This is a genomic window from Rhodococcus sp. MH15, assembly GCF_019266045.1.
GTDB lineage: Bacteria > Actinomycetota > Actinomycetes > Mycobacteriales > Mycobacteriaceae > Rhodococcus_F > Rhodococcus_F qingshengii.
Window position 1 is genome coordinate 115706 of record NZ_LPNP01000080.1, and the last position, 21460, is coordinate 137165.

Genomic DNA, 21460 nt, shown 5'->3' on the forward strand with positions numbered 1-21460 from the left:
GATGCTGGTGCGATGAATCCGGAGCATCGCCAACTCGATTACGGACTTCGATTCGACTGGGGGTTGCGCGGCGCCGAAGCGATTGCTGCCGGCGTCGATGTGGCAGTGGTGGTAGACGTTCTCTCGTTCACGACGACGCTGAGCGTTGCCGCCGACGCGGGAATCGACGTACTTCCCTTTTCCTGGAATGACGAGAGTGCGGTCGACTACGCGCGTGATGCCGATGCGGTTCTGGCTGTACGGCGAAGTGTGGCCAGAGAGGGTCAGATCAGTCTGTCTCCCAAGACGATTCGCGAGACCGAGGCGCCAAGTCGGCTGGTGCTGCCGTCTCCGAACGGGTCGACTATCGCGTTTGCGTTGGCGTCCGAGGTTGCGGTGTGTGTCGGCGCTTCCTTGAGGAACGCTTATGCCGTCGCGGATTGGATTGTGCACGAACATGGTCCGGGATCGCGGGTTGCGATAGTCGCATCCGGGGAGAAGTGGCCCGGTGGAGAGTTGCGCCCGGCGGTGGAGGATCTGTGGGGTGCCGGTGCGGTTGTCACGGCGCTGACCGCTGCTGGTTGGGACGGCCACGTATCGCCCGAGGCTCGGATGGCGGCGGATGCGTGGGCGGCGGTGTCGGATTCGTACGAGGAACGGTTACGGGACTGCGCCTCAGGGCGCGAGTTGATCGTCATGGGGTTTCCACACGACGTCGCCATCGCCTCGGAACTCGACGACAGCGACACCGTACCTGTTCTCGAAGATCGTGTGTTTCGAGGTCAGCGCACCGGGCGTCGGTTGAACAAACTCCGCGCCCAGAGGTAGGAGAGGAAGGTGATTGCGACGCACCATCCGATCGCGAGTATCGCGTTGTTCCCGATAGCTTCGCCGAGAAGAAGTCCTCGAAGAGTCTCGATGATCGGAGTGAACGGCTGATACTCGGCAAACCATCGCAACACGGTCGGCATCGAGTCGGTGGGGACAAAGCCGCTTCCCAGGAACGGCAAGAGGATCAACACCATTGGAAGGTTGCTGGCCGTCTCGACACTCTTGCTGACGAGGCCGAAGGCGACCGACAACCAGATCATGGCGATGGAGACCAGGACGAGGAGTGCAAACGTCGCGGCCCACTCCACGAAGCCTGCAGTGGGCCGGAAGCCGACGGCTATCGCTACGGCGATGACGACAACGAGGCTCACGATCGTCTGAAGGAGGCTGCCGAGAACGTGACCGGTCAGGACGGACGTGCGCGTGATCGCCATCGTTCGGAATCGTGCAATGATCCCGGCGGTCATATCGGTTGCGACGGAGATGGCAGTACCTTGTGCCGCTGATGCCACGGTCATCAGAATGATCGCCGGTGCAACGTAATTGACGTACTCGGCTCGACCGCCACCGCCGGGGCCGAGGCCGTTCCCGAGCGTTCCGCCGAGCACGTAGACGAACAGCAGTAGGAAAACGACTGGCATTCCGACGAGCATCACCGTCATCGACGGATATCGAAGGATGTGTCGAATACTGCGACGCAGCATGGTTTTCGAGTCCTGATAGGCAAGCGTCATGGTGGTCATCGCGCGTCGGTCCTTTCGGTGGCGGTCAGAGTCAGGAACACGTCGTCCAGGTCGGGTGTGTGCACGGAGAGTTCCTTGACGTCGATCGAGTGAGCGTCGAGTTGGTCGAGAAGAGAGCGCAGCGAGCGGACACCCCCGTCGCTGGGGACCTGGAGGACATAGGCGGCATCGTCACGTGAAGATTCGTCGAAAACAGCTGCAGCAGAATCGAGCTGATCTCGGTCGAAGAAGTGAAGACGAATGTGGCCGCCGGGGATGTGCCGTTTGAGTTCCGCTGCCGTACCTTGGGCGACGATCCGTCCCTGATCGAGGACGGCGATGTGGTCGGCCAGTTGATCAGCTTCCTCGAGGTACTGGGTCGTGAGGAAGATGGTGACACCGCCCTCGACCAACTCCCGGATGATCTGCCACATGGTGCGTCGGCTTCGGGGGTCGAGGCCGGTGGTGGGCTCGTCCAGGAAGATGATCTCCGGTCGTCCGATCAACGTCATTGCCAGGTCGAGCCGTCGACGCATGCCGCCCGAGTAGGTCGACGCCAGCTTGTCCGCGGAGTCGATCAGATCGAACTTCTTCAGGAGTTCTTCAGTGCGCGTTCGACGTTCGTCCTTGCCGAGATGGTGCAGGTCGGCCATGAGGAGAAGGTTTTCCTCACCGGACAGATAGTCGTCGACCGCTGAGAACTGCCCGGTGACGCCGATGCGCGAACGCACCGCGTCGGGATCGTCGGAAGGGTTGTACCCGGCGATGCGGATGTTGCCGCCGTCTGCCGGAACGAGGGTCGAGAGAATTTCCACGATGGTGGTCTTGCCGGCGCCGTTGGGGCCGAGGAGCGCAAAGACGGTTCCGCGGTCGACGGAGATGTCGATTCCGTCCAGTACCGTCTTGTCGTCGTAGGCCTTCTTCAGGCCCGTCGCGGTGATGGCTGGTTTACGGGACATCAGCGTTCCTTTCGCTAGATCTTCTTGTTGGATTCTTCTCGGGGCTCCGAACGTCGAATGACGATGTCGCCGTAACTGGTGTGTGCCCGGACGTCTACCCGGCGTTCAGTGGAAGCCGGACCGTGCGTGGCATTCATCTGGTTGTCGACGCGGCCGAAGGACGTATGAGCGTCGAATCGTGCGGCGGTTCCGGATCGAACGCCGATATGGATTCGCCCGGCGGCCGTCTTGGCGGATACGACTCCACTCTCGATGGTCTCGAAACGGATGTCGCCGTTGGCGGTTGCGGCGCTCGCGTCGGATTCGGCGTGCTCGACGGCGACACTGCCGTTGGCGGTCTTCGCCTTCAGTGCGCCGGTGATCGTGCCGATGTTGATGTCGCCGTTGGAGTTCTTGACCTCCGCGTTGCCGTCGACGCGGCCGATGCGGATGCTTCCGGACCCGGTGCTCGTGTCGATGTCACCGGCCACGTGCTCGACGATGATCGCGCCGGCCCCGGTGCTGATGTTGAGCGGCCCGGTGGTTTCCAGTGTGCAATCGCCCGCGGAAACCTTCACCCGTGATCGTCCGAGAGTGCCTTCGCTACGGAGGTTGGCAACTGCGGCAGTGCCTTCGAGTTCCGAGCCGGAGGGAAGCTGAACGGAGATGTCCACAGATCCTGTCTTCCCGAAGATGCCGAGGCCGCGCTGTTTCGGAGTCTTGATCTGCAGCCGGCCACCTGCGAATTCGACGCGTGTTTGTTCGGCGACTCGAACGTCGACCTCGCGAGACGAGTTGCTGGGCAACACTTCCACGACAGTGTCGTTGCGGCTGCTCGCCGTGATCCGGATGTGTGCGACTGCCACGTCGAAGTTCAAGGTGATTGGGTCAGGTGTGCTGAATGTAGGCATGGTGATACTCCCGATGAGGTTGTCTCGGTTGATGAAAGAGGGTGGTGCGAAAGATGAAGCCGGTGTCAGTGCACCCAGCCGCTGAAGCTTTCGGAACCTTGGGACGTGCGCTGTCTCGGAGTGCTTCTGTTCGCGCCGCCTTCCAGAGCCGTTGCAGCCGAGCGAACCAGCCACGCGTTGACGGAGATCCCGGCTTCCCGGGCCGCCGCCTCGATCCGGTCTTTGAGGTCTTGCCCCAGCCGCAGGTTGATTCGAGTCATCGAGGCGTCGTCGGACTCCGTGACGGGGCGCGGTGCCGGAGTCGGGTCCTCTTCGACGGGGGCTGGAACCGGTTCACTGATGGCTGGTGCCACCACGAATTCGGGTTCGCGTCCCCGCAGGCGCAGGTCCACCGAACCCGGGGCGAGGTCACGCGTGATCTCGGCGGCTGCCGCAGACAATGCGTCGAGAAGGGTGAGTCGCACTGCTGATTCCAGCGGTGCGGTCAAACGATCGGCGAGTGCCTTTGCGTCTTCTCCGCCTGCTTCGGCCGCCACCGCGAGTTCGTGGCGAAGGTTGTCTACGTACGGTGTCAAGTCCATGGCATCACTATGGCACCACTTTGGTGCCACCGCAATAGTTTGGTGGCACATTCGTGTGAATTTGGTGAGAATTGCCAGGTCATCGAGGTGGTTGGCGATTCGGTTCGCGGCAGGCTGGCCCACTCGTAAGGGTGAGTCCTGCCGAATCGAACCGCCGACGCCGCATCGTGCTCTGGATCGCCGGGGTGCTCGGCGTCGTGATCGTGGTTGGGGTGGTGGTCGTCGCGATCGCACCATCGCGGTACCTGCCCTGGGACACGGCTGAGTTCCCGGCGGTGGACGCGAGTGCGCTCACGTCTGATCAAGGTCGGGTGCTCGAGCTACTGCAATCCGAGCATGAGCAGGACCGTCCGGGCACCTTCTATTCCGACGGCATCGACGAAGAGTGGTGCGCCGACTTTGTCAGCTGGATCATGAGGGAAGCGGGTCGACCGTTGTCCAACCCGAACTCCGGAAGTTGGCGCATCCCGGGGGTGTACACCTTGCAGGAGTATTACCAAGGGATCGGCGCGTACGCCGAGAACGGCAGCGGGTACACCCCGAATGTGGGTGATGTGGTGATCTACGACAGTTCGAGATGGGTCGGTCAGCACACCAACATCGTTGTGGCAGTGGACGGCAACTCTGCGATCACGGTTGGCGGCAACGAGTTCGGCAAGGTGCGGGTTCATGACCTGGACTGGCAATCCGACTCTGCCGTCGTGGGATTCGGAAAACTTCACCCCTGATCGTTGCTCTTCGGAGACAAGGCGAACCACCGCGCCGACGCACGTGCTTCGCCGCCGGCGTCGATGTGCAGAGTGTTCGTGCCGGTTCGCACGCTCACCTGCTCACCTCTCTTGATGGGCTGGGTGTACTCGAGGATCGCGCGAAAGGGCCCGCTTCGTAATCTGTCGGGCAGTGCATCTTCCACGGGCTGCCAGTAGATTGCGTTGTTCACGTGATCGAAGGGGTCGAAATCGCTCGAGCGCAACGGGAACGGCGTATCCGCTGACGGCGTCGTGTCCGGGGTCGGGTCGATCCACCGACGCCAGTGAAGATGCTGGTCCACGGCCGTCGATGCCAGGGCAGCGGTGAACTTTTCACTGATGGATGCCGGCATTCCCGTCTTCGGGTCGATGTTGATCCAGAACGCCTCGGTTTCGATCAACCCGCCGCCATCGGATCTGATGCGAACTCGCATCGAACACCACTTGTTCGACAGGCCTGAACACCAGCGCTGCAGGTGAACTCGATCCGGCCAGACGACCGGTTGGAGTACATCGATCACCGTTCTTCGTACTATCCACAGCGGGTGTGTATCCATGGCGCCGCGGTCGAGGAGATTATCGAAGCCCGCGTCTTGGAGGTAGCGCGCGATCGCGTCGAGGCGCAGTTGTTTGTCGGTGTGGATGTCACCCGTACGCACCGGCCACGAGGCCTGGAAGATGCTTCCGGTTGTCGGTAGTTCGGCCATCGCTACGTGGTCGTCGACTTTTGTACGGTTCATCGGATGTGGGCTCCCGGTGTTCGCTTGGTTGGGTGGCTTCACGCTTGCGTTACCCGATGGTGGGATCTTGAACCATCGGAGTTCATCATTTTCTGAATCCAGTTTTCGATGTACTGTCGCACGTATGGATATCGAGGGCGTAGATGTGGTGACCAACGTGGCGGTGCTTGCGAGGTTCGGGCATGCACTGTCCGACGAGACTCGGACACGGATACTGCTCGAACTGAAGACCGCACCGCGGTATCCGTCCGACCTCGCTGAAACGCTGGCTGTGACCAGGCAGAAGCTGTCCAACCATCTGGCGTGCCTGCGCGGTTGTGGCTTGGTGGTGGCCGTCCCGGAAGGGCGCCGGACCAGATACGAACTCGCCGATGTACATATCGGTCGGGCCCTCGACGACCTGCTCGGGGTCGTACTCGCGGTGGATCCGTCGTACTGCCCGGACAGCGAATCAGAGGGGTGCTGCTGATGGTTGCGCCCGTTGACGGTGTCGGGCTCTCGACTGACCGGCGTGCGCTCTTGTCGAGAAGAATTCGCATCTTCGTGGCGATCACGATCAGCTACAACGTCGTCGAAGCGATCATCGCGCTGGCGGAGGGCACACGGGTGTCGTCCGCAGCACTGTTCGGTTTCGGCCTTGATTCGGTGATCGAAGTGTCCTCGGCGGCAGCTGTTGCCTGGCAGTTCTCGGCGCCGGATCCGACGAGCCGTGAGAAGACGGCACTGCGAGTGATCGCATTCTCGTTCTTCGGGCTCGCTGCGTACGTCTCGTTCGACGCGATTCGGTCGCTGTTCGGTCTGGGGGAAGCTCAGCACACGAGCGTCGGAATACTCTTGGCTGCGGTGAGTTTGGCGATCATGCCGGCCCTGTCCTATGCGCAACGCCGAGCCGGTCGGGAGTTGGGTTCGCTGTCGGCGGTCGCGGATTCGAAGCAGACGCTGCTCTGCACTTACCTCTCTGCTGTCTTGTTGGTCGGTTTGCTGCTCAACTCGCTGCTCGGCTGGTCGTGGGCGGATCCGATTGCGGCACTGGTCATCGCCGTCATCGCGGTGAAAGAAGGCATCAACGCGTGGAAGGGTGATCCGTGCTGCCCGGTTGTGGCTGTGCCCGAGAGCGGTGACGAGTGCGACTGCTGCTGAGTGAACACAGGTTTTGTCGAGTGAGCACTCCCTGCGGTGCGTCAGAGCGGGTGTTCACTCGATGAAAGGCGTGCCGACTTCTGCGCGGCCCTTGATGTGCGCGGCGCGTTGCTCGAGAAGGCGCCGCCGATACGGGCCGACAGCCAACCTCAGTGCCAGGTGTCCGAGCACTCCGAAGGGGGCCGTAACCGTGAAGCGGTCATGCATCCGCGTCCACCCACCCGGCTGAACGTCGAAGACGTGCCGGAGAGCGATGACGAGTGCGACTACTGCTGAGTGGGCACAGGTTCAGCTGAGTGAACACCCCCACAAGTACGCCACAGCCTGTGTTCAGTCGAGGAAAAGGGTGTCAGGCCTGGTTTGCGATCCCGGCAAACGGGTACGGGTCGGTGACCTGCGGTTCATCCGCGACGGGTGATGTTTTCGCCTTCCAGCCCCTCGAGACTGAGTAAGGGAAGTGCATTCTGTCGAAAGGAACGCTGATGACTGCTCCACCGCGGGAACCCGCGAATCACCCTGTCCGGCAGGGTTTCGCGGTAGGTACGACGTTTGCAGCAGCAATTCTGCTGCTCACCGCAGGCATTGTCGCTCTGCTTCAGGGCATCGCGGCCGTTGCCGACAACAATCTGTTTGTCGTGGGTATCAACTACACGTACAAGTTCGACATCACGACGTGGGGTTGGATCCACATCATCTTGGGCATCATCGGGATCGTGGTGGCCCTCGGCCTCTTCACCGGTGCAGTGTGGGCCAGGGCGGCGGCAATCGTCATTGCGTCGCTCTCGATCATCGCCAACTTCTTGTGGATGCCGTATTACCCACTGTGGTCGATCCTGGTCATCGCGCTCGATGTCGTTGTGATCTGGGCGGTCGCGACCTGGGACAGGGACAGAGTCTAGGCACCGAACAACCCGAGAGCAGTTGGTCCCGACCGAGTCGACTCGGTCGGGACCATCGCTCGTGCGTGGGACATTTCGACAGGGTGTGGCTCGGATCAGTCTGGGAGTCGACGCATTTCGGCGACGGTCAGGCCGAGGGAATCGAGACGGGCCATGATGCTCCGCATAGCCGTGTGGTCCGCGACGGGTCCGTACAAACTGGTGAACCCGCCGGCCGCACTGGCGACACTGAGTTCAGGAAATGCGGCCTTGACGCGGTCCGACACTTCGCCGTCGATGAGGAATTGATACCGAGTGGGAGCATTCATCAGTATCCGCTCCATTTCGTAGGGCCATGAGGTTCGAGAAGGCAGCGCTCCGAGCCTCGAAATCGCATGTCGTCAAGTGCAATCGGCGTCGCTGCCCGATCCAGGACTCCGCATCCGTGGGATCCAGTCTTACTCCCGTACGCGCTCGGGGCGTCATCCCCTACGGGTGAATGTCGTCGCGGGTCCGTTCATCCCTTTTGTGTGAGGCTCCGTAGAGTCGCCACCCCTAGTGTCGACCGGGAGAGAGAAGAGGTCGGCATGGGATCTGTCATCGGGGATCTGTTACCCCTCGCGGTCGGCGTTGCGGTATCGCCGATCCCGATCATCGCGGCAATCTTGATGTTGTTGTCCAAGCGTGCCGGCAGCACGAGCGTCGGGTTCGCGCTGGGCTGGATACTGGGAATCGTCGTCGCCACCGTGATCTTCGTGCTTCTGTCCAGCAAGCTCGGTGACTCCGAAGGTGATCCGTCAGCGACAGTGTCGTGGATCAAGCTGGCGTTGGGTGTATTGCTTCTTGCGTTCGGAGTCAAGCAATGGCGCGGACGCGGAGGCGAGCACGAAACCCCGAAGTGGATGCACGCCATCGATGACATGACCGCTGTCAAAGGCCTCGGCTTGGGCTTCGCTCTGGCTGCGATCAATCCGAAGAATCTGATGATGTGTATCGCGGCCGGAATCTCGATCGGATCCGCGTCATTGGGTTCCGGAGAAGTTGTTGTCGCCATTCTGGTTTTCACGATCATCGCGGCCTGCACAGTGTGCGTGCCCGTGATCGGCTACCTCGTTGCCGCGGAGCGACTGCGTGGTCCGCTGGCCAAGCTGAAGGTGTGGTTGCAGGAAAACAACGCCACGGTGATGAGTGTGTTGATCCTGGTTATCGGTGTTGTTCTCATCGGCAAGGGCATCGGCGGTCTCTGACAACTGGAGGTAGTTATGGGATCGCTGCTACTGCAACAGATCCCGCTGGCGCTCGGGATCATCATGAGCCCGCTGGCGGTTGTCGCCGTTGTGGCCGTACTGTTTTCCGAACGAGCGCGTATCAACAGCATTGCGTACCTGATCGGGTGGTATCTCGGAATAGTTGTCGCGCTGGCCGGTTCGTACGTCATCTTGACCGCACTCCAGGTTCATCAGCGCACACACCCTCCGCTGTGGGTGCCCATCATCCATCTCGTTCTCGGGGCAACTCTGCTGGCGGGTGCCTGGTTCGTCTACTCACGCAGTCGTCGCGGGGTTCAGGCGATGGCGGCTGCAGTTGCCCCTGGCGACGTTGTGGCTGCGGCCCCTCAGCTGCCGAAGATGCTGCAATCGGTTGAGCACTTCCAACCAATGCGATCCGGTGTGCTCGGTTTCGCGCTGTTCGTTCTCAACCCCATCGACATGTCGTGTGCCATCGCAGCAGCGATGAACCTTCGTCTCAGCACCGTGGCACCGACGTCGCAGATCGTCTCGGCCGTGATCTTCTCGTTGGTGTCCGTGACCTCGGTCGCGGTACCTGTTGCCCTCCTGCTGATCAAGAAGGACGAGGCAACCGAACCGCTGCTGAAGATCCGCACCTGGATAGCCACCAACACGCACTTGCTGAACGTCGGGCTCCTCGTCCTGATCGCGGCGATGCAGATCAGTAAAGGGGTGCAAGGACTATGAGTGCTCCGCACACGCGGACCTGGTGGGTCTTCGGATCGTTGTCCGACTATCAACGCGCTTGGCTTCGCCCCGACATCATTGCGGGCCTTACAGTGTGGGCTGTCCTTGTTCCGGAAGCGCTCGCGTACGCCACCATCGCCGGAGTTCCGCCGGTGGTCGGGCTTTATGCTGCGGTTCCGTCATTGATTCTGTATGCAGCAGCCGGCAGTTCGCGCCATCTGATCGTCGGGCCGATGTCGGCGACCGCAGCGTTGTCCGCGGCGATGATTGCGCCATTGGCTTCAGGAAACGACGGCCGATTCATCGCGCTGTCGGCGGCATTGGCGATCGTGACCGGGCTCGTCGGACTGCTCGCAGGATTCATGCGCCTCGGATTCATCGCGTCCTTCATCTCCGAGCCGGTTCTCAAGGGATTCATCGTCGGTCTGGCGCTCACGATCATCATCGGTCAAGTACCCAAACTCCTGGGCGTGGACAAGGGGGAGGGAAACTTCTTCGTCCAGACGTGGACAGTGGTGAAGGAACTGGGTGAGGTCGACCTACCGACCGTGATCATCGGATTGCTCAGCCTGGCAATGGTCCTGGGCGTCAAGCGATGGCTTCCGCTCGTACCGGGTTCGCTCCTCGTCGTGCTGCTGGGCATTACCGCAGTAGCGTTGTTCGGCCTCGACGATCGTGGCATCGACATTGTCGGACACATCGACTCGGGCCTGCCGTCGATGGGTCTGCCGAGTGGTGTGGGAGCCGAGGACTACCTCGACCTGGTCGGACCTGCGGTCGGCGTTCTGCTCATCGGTTTCGCCGAAGGTCTTGGCGCTGCAAAGACATACGCGGCCAAAGCCGGCTACACCATCGACGCCAATCGTGAACTGGCAGGACTGGGTGCGGCCAATCTCGGATCGGGTCTCTGCTCGGGAATGGTGGTCAACGGCAGCCTGTCGAAGACCGCCGTCAACGGAGGAGCGGGCGCCAAATCTCAGGTCAGCGGACTGGTGGTCGCGGCGCTGACGCTGGTGACACTGCTGTTTCTCACCGGCCTGTTCGAGAAGTTGCCAGAGGCGACGCTCTCGGCTGTGGTCATCGCAGCAGTGATCGAACTGGTCGATTTCTCCTCCCTCGCAGCGCTGTACCGGGTGTGGACGAAGAGGTTGGGCAGTATCTACGGGCACGCTGCCCGGGCCGATTTCGCGGCGGCGATCGCGGCGATGTTCGGGGTTCTCCTCTTCGACACGTTGCCCGGTCTGATCATCGGAATCGCCGTCTCGATGTTGCTGCTCCTGTATCGGGTCTCCAAACCGCACGTGGCCGCTCTGGCCAAGGACGGCACGCGCTGGGTCGACATCAGTGGGCATCCTGATCTGAAGACACTCGACGGCGTCGTAGTGGTCAGGGTCGAAGCGGGGATGTTCTTCGCCAATGCCGATCACGTGCGTGATCAGATCACCGGTCTGGTGACCGCCGGCACCACCATGGTCGTTCTCGACGCCGAGACGTCACCGTTCATCGACGTCAGCGCTGCGCAGATGTTGGCTCAGCTTCGAGATTCGTTGGCACGCAGAAATGTGAGCTTCCGAGTGGCACGCGACATCGGGCAGTTCCGCGACGTTCTGTCCGGTGCCGACCAGGGCGCGCTGAAGGTCGACGTCTATCCGACCGTCTCGAAAGCGCTTGCAGGTCGAGACAACACCTCAGCGTGATGTCCGTAGCCAGATTCCCAGGGGACCGGAATCTTTGGCCACTGATCCGACGATCGACGACGCGACAACCACGATGGCCGAGAAGATGAACAGCCAGCCGATGACGGTGAACATCACGCCCAGAAGACCGAACTCGTCCTGCGACGTCTTTGTCATTCGGGGGAGGAAAAGAGTGCCGGCCACGTGCAGTCCGGTCAGGCCCGTCGCGGTGAGCAATCCTGACCCGACGCACATTCGAGTGGTCATGCGATTGGCCGTCAGCAGCATGGGCACGGCTGTCCACACGAGTGCCCACACGACGTAGACCGCTGTGAATTCCAGGACTCTGCCCACTCCCGGAACACCATTCAGTTCACGGCACAGGGCCGCACCGACCACCGACGCGGCCACGACGCACACTACCGCGAACCACCGCCACGCCTGACGGAGTGTCGCCGTCGGCACGCTCCAGATCCGTCCGTACATCCGGCCGAGAGCGCGAGCGTAGGACGTGGAACTGATCAGCAGCATGAGCAAGCCGACAATCCCGAACGCTGCCGCGGTAGAGGTACTGGTCAATACGGTGTCGGGGAGTTGGACGCCGAGGTCGTCTTTGGCGGCATCAGCCAACGGCTTCAGCTTCTCCAAGGTCGACGCTGCAATCATGACCGGGAGCAATGACGTAAAGGCCTGGGCCGCCAAAGTCATGGCGCTGTCCACGAGCCCGACTTCGAAGACCCCGATGGTTGCATCAGTCGCCAACCGTCGACTGGGTGTACGTCTCGCCCACACGGTCAATCGATCGCGCGTATCGGAATACAGCTTCGGGGGCATGGAAGCAGTCTTGCTCAGATGAGTCCGCCGCGTCGCGCAGCCTTGAGCGCGTCGCGTCGGTTGCTCACTTCCAACTTGCGATAGATCCCGCGAAGATGCGTCTTGATGGTGTTGACGGAAAGGAACAGCGTGTCGGCAATGGACTCGGTGGTGTCTCCGGAAGCGAGTTCACGGAGCACGGTGTATTCGCCTGGCGTGAGGATCGGTGCACTCACCAATTCTTGTGGGCGAATGCGGCTACGTACCTGTTCGGCAAATGCTTCCTGATCGCCGAAATGTCCACTGAACTCGTCGAACACCGGCCGCAGGGATGCGCCGTAGTCGAGGAAGGGGCGTAGCAGGCTACCGGCTTCCGCGGCGCGCAGCGCTTTGTGGAGGGAGCGAAACGACTTGCGCTCGTGACCTGTTGCAGCGTGGATCCCGGCTTCGAGTGTCCAGGCGTAGACGTGATGTGCGAGCAACGGGATTTCGGAGGACCCGAGAGCTTCGGAAACTTCGACGAGTGCTTCCGCGAACTTGTTGGACGAGAAGGCGACGGCACCCCGTGCGAGATGTATCTCCGACGTTTCTCCGAATTGATCGGCTGCGTCACGCACGAGTCTCGCTGCCCATTCCACCTCACCGACGGAAAGGCATGCGTGGACGACGGGTGGTAGAAGAGCCAAGGTCGCGAACGCGAAGGTACGTAATTCGATCGCGCTGAGCATCGCGTCGCGAACATCGGCGGCGGTCGAGCGTCGGTCGGTCGAGCTGTCGAGACTGTGAAGGCCGAAGGTTACGACGGAGTGCCACCCGAACACCGGCGCGCTGGCGCCGAGAACGTCTGTGCTCCGGTAGTTTCCGATTGTCGGGATGCGGTACGGGAGTTCGCTCGAAGCGCAGAGATATGTGGCAAAGGCGGCCACCGACGCGGACAACTCGTACTCCGCAGTCGTCGTGATGCGATGTTCGACCGCGTAGTCGAGAGCGTAGACGGAGTGAGCCCTCATCGCCCCGATGTCTCCGCTGAGAGAAGCTACGTAGCCCAGTCCGGTCAGCGACTTCAAGACGAATCGCGCCCTGCCCCGTATTGTCCCGAGTGCGACGGCTTGAGTGTATTCGACAGTCGCCCTGTCGAACTCACGTCGCAGTAAGTGTGCCGTCGCCAATTCCATGTGTGCGTAGGCTTCGATGTCGGAGTGGGTGCTTTTCTGACGCCGCTCCAGACGTGCCGCCAGCGGCTCGTTGTCGGAAGTCGCCGTAACGCAGGAGATTTCCAGGCTCATCGCCAGGAACAATGGATCTTCTGCAATCGGTGGATGAGTTGCCTCGAGAAGATCGAGGCACGTGGTCGCCGAGGTCACGTCACCGGAGTGGAGGGCGGCCGCCGCCAGCACCAGTCGGGTGATCGGGGATTCCGAGACCTGCGTCGACACGGATTCCAGGACTCGCACGACGTCCCCGCAGTGCCCGTCGAGTACGAGGCCCAGCCCGCAGCGTTCGAGAAACGCGAGAATGCGGCATGGGTCTCCGATCGACACCTCGAGTTCGAGCGCCTCGAGTTCGAAGTGATTGCTTTCGAACCAGCTTGCTGCTCGCAGGTGTACGCGGTTTCTCTCGACGTGATCGACGCGACGGAACTCTGCCCGAAGGTGCTCGCGCAAGAGAGGGTGATAGCTGAACCACGTTGTGTGGTCGGCGGAATCGGTACGGGTCACGGGGAAGTTGAACTGAATCAGCGAGTCGATCTCGGATCGAGCGTTCGAGTCCGTCAGAGTTTCCGCCAGTTGGGCGGAGAAAGAATCGACTACCGATGTTCGCAACATGAACGAGGTGACATGTTCGGGCAAGGACGTCAGTACCTCGTCGACGAGAAAGTCGGCGATCGGGCGGGGTGTGTGCGTGAACTCGTCCAGTGCATCGCCGATGTCACTGCGGCCGGCCAGAAACGCGGCGGTCAGGCGAACGACGGCGCCCCACCCCTTGGTGAAGTTCTCGACGATTGCGAGTTCGTCGTCGCGCAGCGTGATGTCGTACTCGCCGAATATCGCGGTGATCTCGGAGCGATCGAAAGCGAGATCGGTGGATGCAAAGCGGGTGAGTCGGCCGTCGAGAGCCAGACGATGCCACGTGAGCGGTGGTTCGTAGCGGGCGGCAACGATAATCGACAGGTTGCCCGGGGTCTGTGTGAGTATCCGATCGAGGAGACCGATCGACATCGGATCGTGGAGGGTGTGAACGTCGTCGAGGATCAACGTTGTTCGGCGCTCGTGCGTTTCGAGGGTTTCCGCAAAGTGCGCGAGCCACTGCTCGACGGGCGGCCTGGATCCGGTCTGCACGGGGAGCCTCTGGCCGGCCGCATCGACGGAGGACGCGATCGCCTCGGCGAGGGATTCACACAGTATCGACACGTTGTTGTCGCGCTCGGCCAACGTCAGCCAGGCCAGCGCAACATCAGGGGAGGCTCGGGAATATTCGCGAGCCCAATCGGCCAGAAGTAGGGTCTTCCCCGCACCGGCCGGAGCCGAGAGCAACCCGACAGGCCCGGGGCCTGAGCCTTTGGTGGCAGTGGATGCGGTGAGTTTGCGGTGCAGGCGCGGACGCGCGACCAGTCCTTTCACGGCAGTTGGCGGGTGAAAACGACCGTTGAGTGCGGCGCCTGGCACGTGCGCTTGCCCGACGCGGTGAGACGCGTCGAGCGTTACTGCAGCGGCATCACGAAATGGGCTGCTCATCCGACTCCTGTTCGACTGGCTGCACTGGACGTGACCGCTGGATCGAAATTTTGAACGAGTTAGATGATGTGAAACTACCCAATTCGGACACCAAATAAGCGTCCAAGTCGAAAATTCGGACCAAAGTCCCTGATTTAGTGAAGTGAATTTCGAACAATGAATGGTGTCGCCAGTTCTACCGCCCGAACGGCGGGGTGCGAGCAAACCTCGAATAGCGGTCGAATACCTTTTCCAGGCCCACGAGATCCGGATCTGACAACAAGGCTGCCAGAAGTACACGTGCCTGCCCGGCTCGAAGATCGGTGGAAAATACAGCGCCTGCGGCGATCAAGTCGTGCCCGCCACCACCGCCACCGTAAACCGGGGAGATTGGCCCCGAGGGCACCCGAGTTGTCACGGCTACCGGAATGTGAGCGCCTACGCAGTCTCGTACGGCCTCGACTATCGTCGGATTGGCATTTCCCGAACCGAGCCCGTCGAGAACAAGTCCCTGCGCCCCGGCGTGCACGCAGGCGTCGATTTGTACGCGGTCTGCCCCGGGATACACGGCGATGATGTCGACGCGGGTGTCCGAAATCGGATGCCACGGCAATGGTTCGGGAGTACGCAGCAGGAGCGGATCGATGTGCACGCGGCGGAAGGCATCGAGTGCCGTCGTATCGGACTTTCGCGTACCTGCGGCTGGATGGACCGAACCGCCGAAGGCGATAAGGACACCACGCCCGTGTGACGAGATGTCCAGTCCGGCTGAGATCGCCGCGGCGAGATTCGAACGAGCGTCGGATTCGGGATGGTCGAAAGTGCGCTGCGCGCCGGTGAAGACCACCGGGCGTTGGTCGTCGTGGTGCAGGTCCAACAAGAACGCAGTTTCCTCCATCGTGTCGGTGCCGTGAAGCACGACCACCGAGTCGAGTCCGGGATCTTTCAATTGATCGGCTACGGCGTCGCGAACACGATCCATGTCCGCGAAGGTCATGCTCGAGCTGTCCTTCGACATCACGTCGACGACTCGAAGCTCGATGTCGGCCTGCTCGTTGCCGACCAGATCTGCACCGGTGATTGCGGGCCGGCTGATTCCATGCGCATCCCGGGTGCTGGCGATGGTGCCACCGGTAGTGACAACTGCGACTTTCGACACTGTGGTCCTTTCACGTCAAGCTGCGGGGTGGTGGATGGCCAACTCGCGAATACGATTCCTGGCGGCGTACCAACCAATCATCAAGAGCGGTGCGATGATCGCGATGGATCCGACGGTCCACGTTCCAACGGGGTTGTCGAATGCCATCAACACGATAACGACCGCAAGAAAGACCAGTGTCGCGATCCCGGTGTACGGTGCGCCGAATATGCGGAAGGAAGGGCGAGTGACTTTGCCTTGTTTCGCAAGTTGCCAGAGCCTCAACTGGCACAGCACAATTACCGCCCATGCACTGATGATGCCCAGTGCCGCAAGATTGAGGACTATTTCGAAGGCCTGCGCTGGGACAACAGCATTGAGCCCGACGCCGAACAGGATGACCACGCCGGTGAGTGCGATTCCCCCGTACGGCACTCCGGATTTGTTCATTCTGGCAGCGAAGGCAGGCGCCGAACCGGCCGCCGCCATCGAATGGAGTATTCGTCCGGTCGAATACAATCCGGCATTGAGTGAAGACAACGCCGCCGTGAGAACGACCAGATTCATGATCGCATCTGCGCCTTGGATGTTGATCGAACCGAAGAATGTGACGAATGGACTTTCACCGGCGTGGTATTCGGTGTAGGGGAGCAACAGCGAGAGCAGCAGGACCGACCCCACGTAGAAGACGAGGATCCGAATGATCACTGTGTTGATCGCCTTGGGTATCACCTTCCGGGGATTTTCGGTCTCTCCAGCCGTGGTCCCCACGAGTTCAATTGAAGCGTAAGCGAACACGACGCCCTGAATCACCACGACTGCCGGCAGTATTCCGTTGGGGAACAGCCCACCGTTGTCGGCGATCAGGCTGAATCCGGAGGAATGCCCTTCGATGGGCGTGCCGAAGAGTACGAAATAGACACCGAACCCGAGGAATGCGGTCAAGGCCACGACCTTGATCAACGCGAACCAGAACTCCAACTCTCCGAAGACTTTCACGGACACGAGATTCAGTCCGAGAACCAGCAACACCGCGATCAGAGCGAACATCCACTGATCGATGTGTCCCAGTGGCGCCCAGTACTTTTTGAAGAAGTTCATGTACAACGCCACAGCCGTGACGTCGACCACGGCAGTCATTGCCCAGTTCATCCAGTACAACCAGCCCGCAGCGAAAGCCATCTTTTCGCCGAAGAATTCGCGTGCGTAGGAAACGAAGGATCCGGAAGTCGGTCGGTGCATCACCAGTTCGCCGAGCGCCCTCAGGATCAGGAACGCGAAGAATCCGCACAGCGCGTACACGAGAACCAAGGCCGGGCCCGCCTGTTGTAGTCGCCCTCCCGCCCCCATGAAAAGGCCGGTTCCGATCGCGCCACCGATCGCGATCATCTGAATTTGTCTGGGGCCGAGCGCCTTCTGATATCCGAGATCCTCCTCAGTGGCAACTTCGGCGCGGCCTGTCTCTTCCCGTTCGACGGTCATCAAACCTCCTCCGCAACAGCGGTGGCATGAGGCTTCTCGCCCGAAACGCGGAGATTGGCGAGATGTTCGGGGCTGAGCAACCGATCGAGTTCCTCTCGGTCGAGCAGGCCGGCTTCGATTACGAGATCTGCGACGCGACGCCCGGAAATCAACGCCTCCTGGGCGATCCGAGTGGACGCGGTATATCCGATGTAGGGGTTGAGCGCGGTGACGAGGCCGATGGAGTCTTCGACTCGGGCGCGCAGCAGTTCGGTGTTAGCCGTGATGCCGAGTACGCACCGGTCCGCCAAAATGCGGCAAGCCGCACCGAGGTGTCGCATTCCTTCGGACAGTGAGTGCACGATGATCGGCTCGAAAGCGTTGAGTTGGAGCTGACCGGATTCCGCAGCCATCGTGATCGTCACGTCGTTGCCGATGACTTCGTACGCGACCTGATTGAGGACTTCGGGAATGACAGGATTGACCTTGCCCGGCATGATCGACGAACCTGCCTGCACCGGTGGAAGATTGATCTCGTTCAATCCCGCTCGCGGGCCCGAAGAGAGCAGTCGGAGATCGTTGCACACCTTGGACAACTTCACAGCGACCCGCTTGAGGACGCCGGAGAGGTGGACGAACTGGCCCACGTCTTGGGTCGCTTCGACCAGATCCGTTGCCAACACCAGCGGCAGTCCGGTCAGTGCGCCCAGGTCGGAACAGGCCACCTCGGCGTAGCCGGCGGGTGCGTTGAGGCCAGTGCCGATAGCAGTCGCGCCGAGGTTGATCTCGTGAACGAGAAGAGCGGCCTCAGCCAGACGCGCCCGATCCTCCTCGATCATGACCGCGTAGGTCCCGAACTCCTGACCCAGAGTCATCGGCACGGCGTCCTGCAGTTGGGTGCGTCCCATCTTCACTGTGTCGGCGAACTGAAGAGATTTGGTCGTGAATGCGTTCTGGAGTGTAAGAAGTGCATCCAGCAGGTCATCGATCGCGAAGATCGTCGAGATATTCACGGCCGTGGGGTAGACGTCGTTGGTCGATTGGCTCAGGTTCACGTGTTCATTGGGGTGAAGCCGTTCGTAGTCGCCGCGCTGGTGGCCGAGGATTTCCAACGCGCGATTGGCGATGACCTCGTTCGCATTCATGTTCGTCGACGTGCCGGCGCCACCCTGGATGACGTCCACCACGAACTGTTCGTGCCACCGCCCGTCCACGATCTCCTTGCATGCCTGTGAGATGGCCTCCGCGCGCGGGCGGTCGAGGATGCCCAGCTTTTCGTTTGCGCTGGCTGCGGCCCACTTGACGTAAGCGATGCCGCGGATCAGATGCGGGTTCGTGGAGATTGTTCGACCAGTGATCGGGAAGTTCTCCATTGCGCGCAAGGTGTGGATACCCCAGTACGAATCGGCTGGAACCTCGCGATCGCCGAGCAGATCGTGTTCTGTTCGCGTTTCGAGCACTTGATCAATTCCTCGTGTCTCTTCGCGCGAGCATCACTCTGCGCGGTGGGTGTATTTCGGGATCGCAGCGCTGACGGTCGAGTAGTAGTCCCGCCCTGCTATCGGGCTATCAGGCTGTCTGACAGGTGTAATTGTTACCTCGCTCACTCCGGCACGTCAACCCTTCATCAAGTGCGATGTTTGACGCGGGACTTCGGCAGTCGCAACAATGACGGCATGAACCTGTCAGACAGCTGGGCCACCAGGCGACCCGTCGCCTCGCGGGTGAGTGCTGCCGAGGCGGTTCTCGCCGACCTCCGTGCCGCAATAACCTCCGGCGAACTGGCAGTCGGAGAGCGTCTCCCGTCCGAGGCGTCCCTGGCCGAAAGACACGGGGTCAGTCGATCGGTCATCCGTGAAGCCCTGCGCTCGTGCCATGCCCTCGGGCTCACCGAGACGAAATCCGGGCTCGGCACCTTCGTCGTCAGCGATTCGATAGCGCGAGACCTCGACTTCGGCAGCTACGCGGCCAACGAGTTGGTCGAAGCGCGGCCGCATGTCGAAATTCCGGCCGCAGGGTGGGCTGCCCAACGGCACACAGTGGAGGAGTTGACGGCCCTCCGCGGACTGGTCCAGCAGATGCGTGACGAGGATGATCCGCTCGTATGGGTCGCACTCGATGCGCAGTTCCACGGACTGATTGCGAAAGCCAGTAGGAATCGGGTCTTCGAGTCGGTAATCGTCGATATTCGTGAAGCGTTGACAAGGCAGTCCGAGACACTCAATCTTGTTGCCGGTCGCCAGGAAAGGTCGAACGAGGAACACGAACGAATAGTCGAAGGAATCGCGTCCGGCAGTTACGACCACGCCTCCAGGGCGATGGCCGAACATCTGGACGCCGTCAGGATGACGCTCGAAACACTTGTCCAAGAAAGTGATTCGTTGTGATGGCGCGGCCGCGCAGGTCTGTCCTCGCCTGCGCAATCTTCGCGGCATCGGTGACCGGAGCGTTGGCTGGCTGCAGTTCGTCCGACACCCCGCTGACGCCGACAACCGCGGCGTCAGCACCAACAACGGCAGCTGTACCGCCTACGGGTGTAAATCCACCATCGACGCCGGAATCCGAACGCGCGCTCTTCGATGCTGTGGACCGCAATGATCCCGCAGCTGTTACCGCTGCCCTGACTGCCGGCGCGAACATCGAAGCGCGCGGCGAGGGCGAACGGACTCCACTCGTCGAGGCCACCAAGAACAACGCCGTCGCTGCGGCTTCTACGTTGATTCTTGCCGGAGCAGACGTGAACGCGAAGGATTCCATGCAGGATTCGGCCTTCCTGTATTCCGGAGCCGAGGGTTTGAACGAGATTCTGGCGCTCACGCTCGCCCACGGCGCGGACGTCGACAGCGTGAACCGTTACGGCGGTACGGCGCTGATTCCCGCGAGTGAACGCGCGCATGTCGAGACCGTCCGGATGCTGATTGCTGCCGGGGTTCCGGTCAATCACGTCAACGATCCCGGGTGGACGGCGCTACTCGAAGCCGTTGTGTACGGCGATGGTTCGGCGCGCTATATCGACGTGATCACTCAGCTTCTCGACGCGGGGGCAGATCCCTCGATCCGGGATGCATCGGGGAAGACCGCGTTGGACAATGCCGAAAGTCGTGGTCAGTCAGACGTTGTGGCGCTGCTTCAATCGCGGAGCTGACGCCAACGAGTCGGGCTCAGCCCGTAGGCCTGTCGAAAGCGTCGGCTGAAGTGTCCGGCGTCGACAAACCCCGCCCGGTGCGCAACGGTCGCGATCGGCAGATCGACGGTAGCGGGTCGAGCCAGTTCGTCCCGAGCCTTCTGCAGGCGCTGGGTGATGATCCACTGTTCGATCCGAAAGCCGTTGTCCGAGCAGATCTTGTACAGCTGTCGCAGTGAGATGTTGTGGGCGTGAGCAATTCGTGCGGGATTCAGTGTCGGATCGTGAAGGTGTTCACGGATGTATCGACGGATCGAAGTCATGGCAAGGGACGATCTCGGAGCGGATGCGTCAGGATTCGCATGTGCGATCGAAGCGACCAAAGCACGTGCGAGTTCGATCGAGGCCTCGCCCAATTGTTCGGCGGCAGGATCGGTCTCCAACAGAGCGGCGCTGCGGAACAATTCACGAACGTGCGCGATCATCACGGGGTACAGATTGCTGTGATGAGGCCGGGTAGCAGCGTCCCGCATGGTGTCGATCGGCAGTCCCAGCCGATCCATCGGAACGTAGAGGCACTGGGAAGCGCCCGTTCCCGGCCAGGAGAAATCGTAGGTCGACGTCAGGTCCGTCATCAACAGTTCACCGGCGGGCACTCTGCGTTGTTCGTCGTGCTGATCTAGATGGCCGATCCCGCTCTCCTGCAGGGCAATCGCAAGGACGGGCATCGACGCGGACCGGACGTGACGTGGTGTTCGAGTCAACCGCATACCGGTCGACTCGGAGCGGAACAGTGATGCTGCACCGAGGTTCCACACGTTCATTCTCGCGCTCACCCGTTCCGGGTTCTCCAAGTGGATTGCACACGGGACCGAGGCACGACCCATCGCGTCGACAAAGGCGTCCGCGCGTTGGTCAGGCTCCAACACGGAAGTATCCAGGAGCAAAGCCATGCAGCCCTGATACCCCGCGATGCGGACGCTCAACCAGAAGTTGTGCAGTGTGAGCTCAAAAGTCTGCACGGACAGTCACGTCCGTCGCAGCAGGTATTTCTAGGATCGAAACGGGCGTGTCCCGGCCTACCGCAGT

The 21460-nt window shown here is 61.3% G+C and carries 23 protein-coding genes; 10 read left to right on the top strand and 13 right to left on the bottom strand.

What is annotated here, in order from left to right; translation table 11 throughout:
- Positions 1-12 precede the first annotated feature (12 nt).
- Positions 13-807 (top strand): 2-phosphosulfolactate phosphatase, encoded by a 795-nt coding sequence (locus ATN37_RS23325; RefSeq protein WP_158170359.1) that lies wholly within the window; start codon positions 13-15, stop codon positions 805-807.
- On the opposite strand, the gene ATN37_RS23330 is transcribed toward ATN37_RS23325, so the two are convergent.
- The 4 genes from ATN37_RS23330 to ATN37_RS23345 form a co-directional block, all read right to left on the bottom strand.
- A complete protein-coding gene (locus tag ATN37_RS23330) occupies positions 762-1553 on the bottom strand; it encodes an ABC transporter permease (RefSeq protein WP_054780764.1) in 792 nt (263 codons plus the stop codon). The genes ATN37_RS23325 and ATN37_RS23330 overlap by 46 nt on opposite strands.
- Positions 1550-2491 (bottom strand): daunorubicin resistance protein DrrA family ABC transporter ATP-binding protein, encoded by a 942-nt coding sequence (locus tag ATN37_RS23335; RefSeq protein ID WP_007730361.1) that lies wholly within the window; start codon positions 2489-2491, stop codon positions 1550-1552. The genes ATN37_RS23330 and ATN37_RS23335 overlap by 4 nt, the downstream gene beginning before the upstream one ends.
- A gap of 14 nt (positions 2492-2505) precedes the next feature.
- Positions 2506-3381 carry a DUF4097 family beta strand repeat-containing protein gene (locus ATN37_RS23340; protein WP_217018021.1) on the bottom strand — a complete coding sequence of 292 codons (876 nt, stop codon included), beginning with the start codon at positions 3379-3381 and terminating at the stop codon, positions 2506-2508.
- Between the two features lie 65 nt (positions 3382-3446).
- Entirely contained in the window at positions 3447-3962 is a 516-nt protein-coding gene (locus ATN37_RS23345; protein WP_007730367.1) for a toxin-antitoxin system HicB family antitoxin, read from the bottom strand.
- Between the two features lie 131 nt (positions 3963-4093).
- Between ATN37_RS23345 and ATN37_RS23350 the strand changes: the two genes are divergently transcribed.
- Entirely contained in the window at positions 4094-4690 is a 597-nt protein-coding gene (locus tag ATN37_RS23350; RefSeq protein ID WP_030536161.1) for a CHAP domain-containing protein, read from the top strand.
- On the opposite strand, the gene ATN37_RS23355 is transcribed toward ATN37_RS23350, so the two are convergent.
- The gene (locus ATN37_RS23355) at positions 4681-5451 is read right to left on the bottom strand and encodes an acyl-[acyl-carrier-protein] thioesterase (protein WP_218695671.1); all 771 of its coding nucleotides are present in this window, start codon (positions 5449-5451) and stop codon (positions 4681-4683) included. The two genes, ATN37_RS23350 and ATN37_RS23355, sit on opposite strands and share 10 nt — an antisense overlap.
- 124 nt (positions 5452-5575) lie before the next feature.
- Here ATN37_RS23355 and ATN37_RS23360 point away from each other — a divergent pair, with 124 nt between their 5' ends.
- A complete protein-coding gene (locus ATN37_RS23360) occupies positions 5576-5920 on the top strand; it encodes a helix-turn-helix transcriptional regulator (protein WP_007730375.1) in 345 nt (114 codons plus the stop codon).
- The gene (locus ATN37_RS23365) at positions 5920-6591 is read left to right on the top strand and encodes a cation transporter (protein WP_230587528.1); all 672 of its coding nucleotides are present in this window, start codon (positions 5920-5922) and stop codon (positions 6589-6591) included. Before ATN37_RS23360 ends, ATN37_RS23365 begins: the two co-directional genes overlap by 1 nt.
- A 54-nt stretch (positions 6592-6645) precedes the next feature.
- Here the strand turns inward: ATN37_RS23365 and ATN37_RS23370 are convergent, their stop codons facing one another.
- A complete protein-coding gene (locus ATN37_RS23370; protein WP_065351572.1) occupies positions 6646-6798 on the bottom strand; it encodes a cyclase/dehydrase in 153 nt (50 codons plus the stop codon).
- Between the two features lie 275 nt (positions 6799-7073).
- Between ATN37_RS23370 and ATN37_RS23375 the strand changes: the two genes are divergently transcribed.
- Positions 7074-7490 (top strand): hypothetical protein, encoded by a 417-nt coding sequence (locus tag ATN37_RS23375; protein ID WP_003943077.1) that lies wholly within the window; start codon positions 7074-7076, stop codon positions 7488-7490.
- Positions 7491-7585: 95 nt separating this feature from the next.
- Here the strand turns inward: ATN37_RS23375 and ATN37_RS23380 are convergent, their stop codons facing one another.
- A complete protein-coding gene (locus ATN37_RS23380; RefSeq protein ID WP_003943015.1) occupies positions 7586-7798 on the bottom strand; it encodes a hypothetical protein in 213 nt (70 codons plus the stop codon).
- A gap of 258 nt (positions 7799-8056) precedes the next feature.
- Here ATN37_RS23380 and ATN37_RS23385 point away from each other — a divergent pair, with 258 nt between their 5' ends.
- The 3 genes from ATN37_RS23385 to ATN37_RS23395 are packed head-to-tail and all read left to right on the top strand — an operon-like array spanning position 8057 to position 11142.
- A complete protein-coding gene (locus tag ATN37_RS23385; protein ID WP_007730384.1) occupies positions 8057-8716 on the top strand; it encodes a GAP family protein in 660 nt (219 codons plus the stop codon).
- A gap of 15 nt (positions 8717-8731) precedes the next feature.
- Positions 8732-9445, top strand: a complete 714-nt coding sequence (locus tag ATN37_RS23390) for a GAP family protein (protein ID WP_042451601.1) — start codon at positions 8732-8734, stop codon at positions 9443-9445.
- Entirely contained in the window at positions 9442-11142 is a 1701-nt protein-coding gene (locus ATN37_RS23395; RefSeq protein ID WP_050655018.1) for a SulP family inorganic anion transporter, read from the top strand. Before ATN37_RS23390 ends, ATN37_RS23395 begins: the two co-directional genes overlap by 4 nt.
- Here the strand turns inward: ATN37_RS23395 and ATN37_RS23400 are convergent.
- The 5 genes from ATN37_RS23400 to ATN37_RS23420 form a co-directional block, all read right to left on the bottom strand.
- A complete protein-coding gene (locus ATN37_RS23400; protein WP_003942972.1) occupies positions 11134-11955 on the bottom strand; it encodes a hypothetical protein in 822 nt (273 codons plus the stop codon). The genes ATN37_RS23395 and ATN37_RS23400 overlap by 9 nt on opposite strands.
- 14 nt (positions 11956-11969) lie before the next feature.
- Positions 11970-14669 carry a LuxR C-terminal-related transcriptional regulator gene (locus ATN37_RS23405; RefSeq protein ID WP_063315508.1) on the bottom strand — a complete coding sequence of 900 codons (2700 nt, stop codon included), beginning with the start codon at positions 14667-14669 and terminating at the stop codon, positions 11970-11972.
- 175 nt (positions 14670-14844) lie between these two features.
- The gene (locus ATN37_RS23410) at positions 14845-15807 is read right to left on the bottom strand and encodes an asparaginase (RefSeq protein ID WP_063315509.1); all 963 of its coding nucleotides are present in this window, start codon (positions 15805-15807) and stop codon (positions 14845-14847) included.
- A 15-nt stretch (positions 15808-15822) separates the two neighbouring features.
- Positions 15823-17268 (bottom strand): amino acid permease, encoded by a 1446-nt coding sequence (locus ATN37_RS23415; RefSeq protein ID WP_063315510.1) that lies wholly within the window; start codon positions 17266-17268, stop codon positions 15823-15825.
- A complete protein-coding gene (locus ATN37_RS23420; protein WP_058038379.1) occupies positions 17268-18707 on the bottom strand; it encodes an aspartate ammonia-lyase in 1440 nt (479 codons plus the stop codon). Before ATN37_RS23420 ends, ATN37_RS23415 begins: the two co-directional genes overlap by 1 nt.
- A 216-nt stretch (positions 18708-18923) precedes the next feature.
- Here ATN37_RS23420 and ATN37_RS23425 point away from each other — a divergent pair, with 216 nt between their 5' ends.
- Positions 18924-19634, top strand: coding sequence for a FadR/GntR family transcriptional regulator (locus ATN37_RS23425; protein ID WP_075834731.1), 711 nt, complete (start codon positions 18924-18926; stop codon positions 19632-19634).
- A complete protein-coding gene (locus ATN37_RS23430) occupies positions 19634-20392 on the top strand; it encodes an ankyrin repeat domain-containing protein (protein WP_218695672.1) in 759 nt (252 codons plus the stop codon). Before ATN37_RS23425 ends, ATN37_RS23430 begins: the two co-directional genes overlap by 1 nt.
- Here ATN37_RS23430 and ATN37_RS23435 read toward each other — a convergent pair.
- The gene (locus ATN37_RS23435) at positions 20377-21393 is read right to left on the bottom strand and encodes a helix-turn-helix domain-containing protein (protein WP_257216876.1); all 1017 of its coding nucleotides are present in this window, start codon (positions 21391-21393) and stop codon (positions 20377-20379) included. The genes ATN37_RS23430 and ATN37_RS23435 overlap by 16 nt on opposite strands.
- Positions 21394-21460 lie beyond the last annotated feature (67 nt).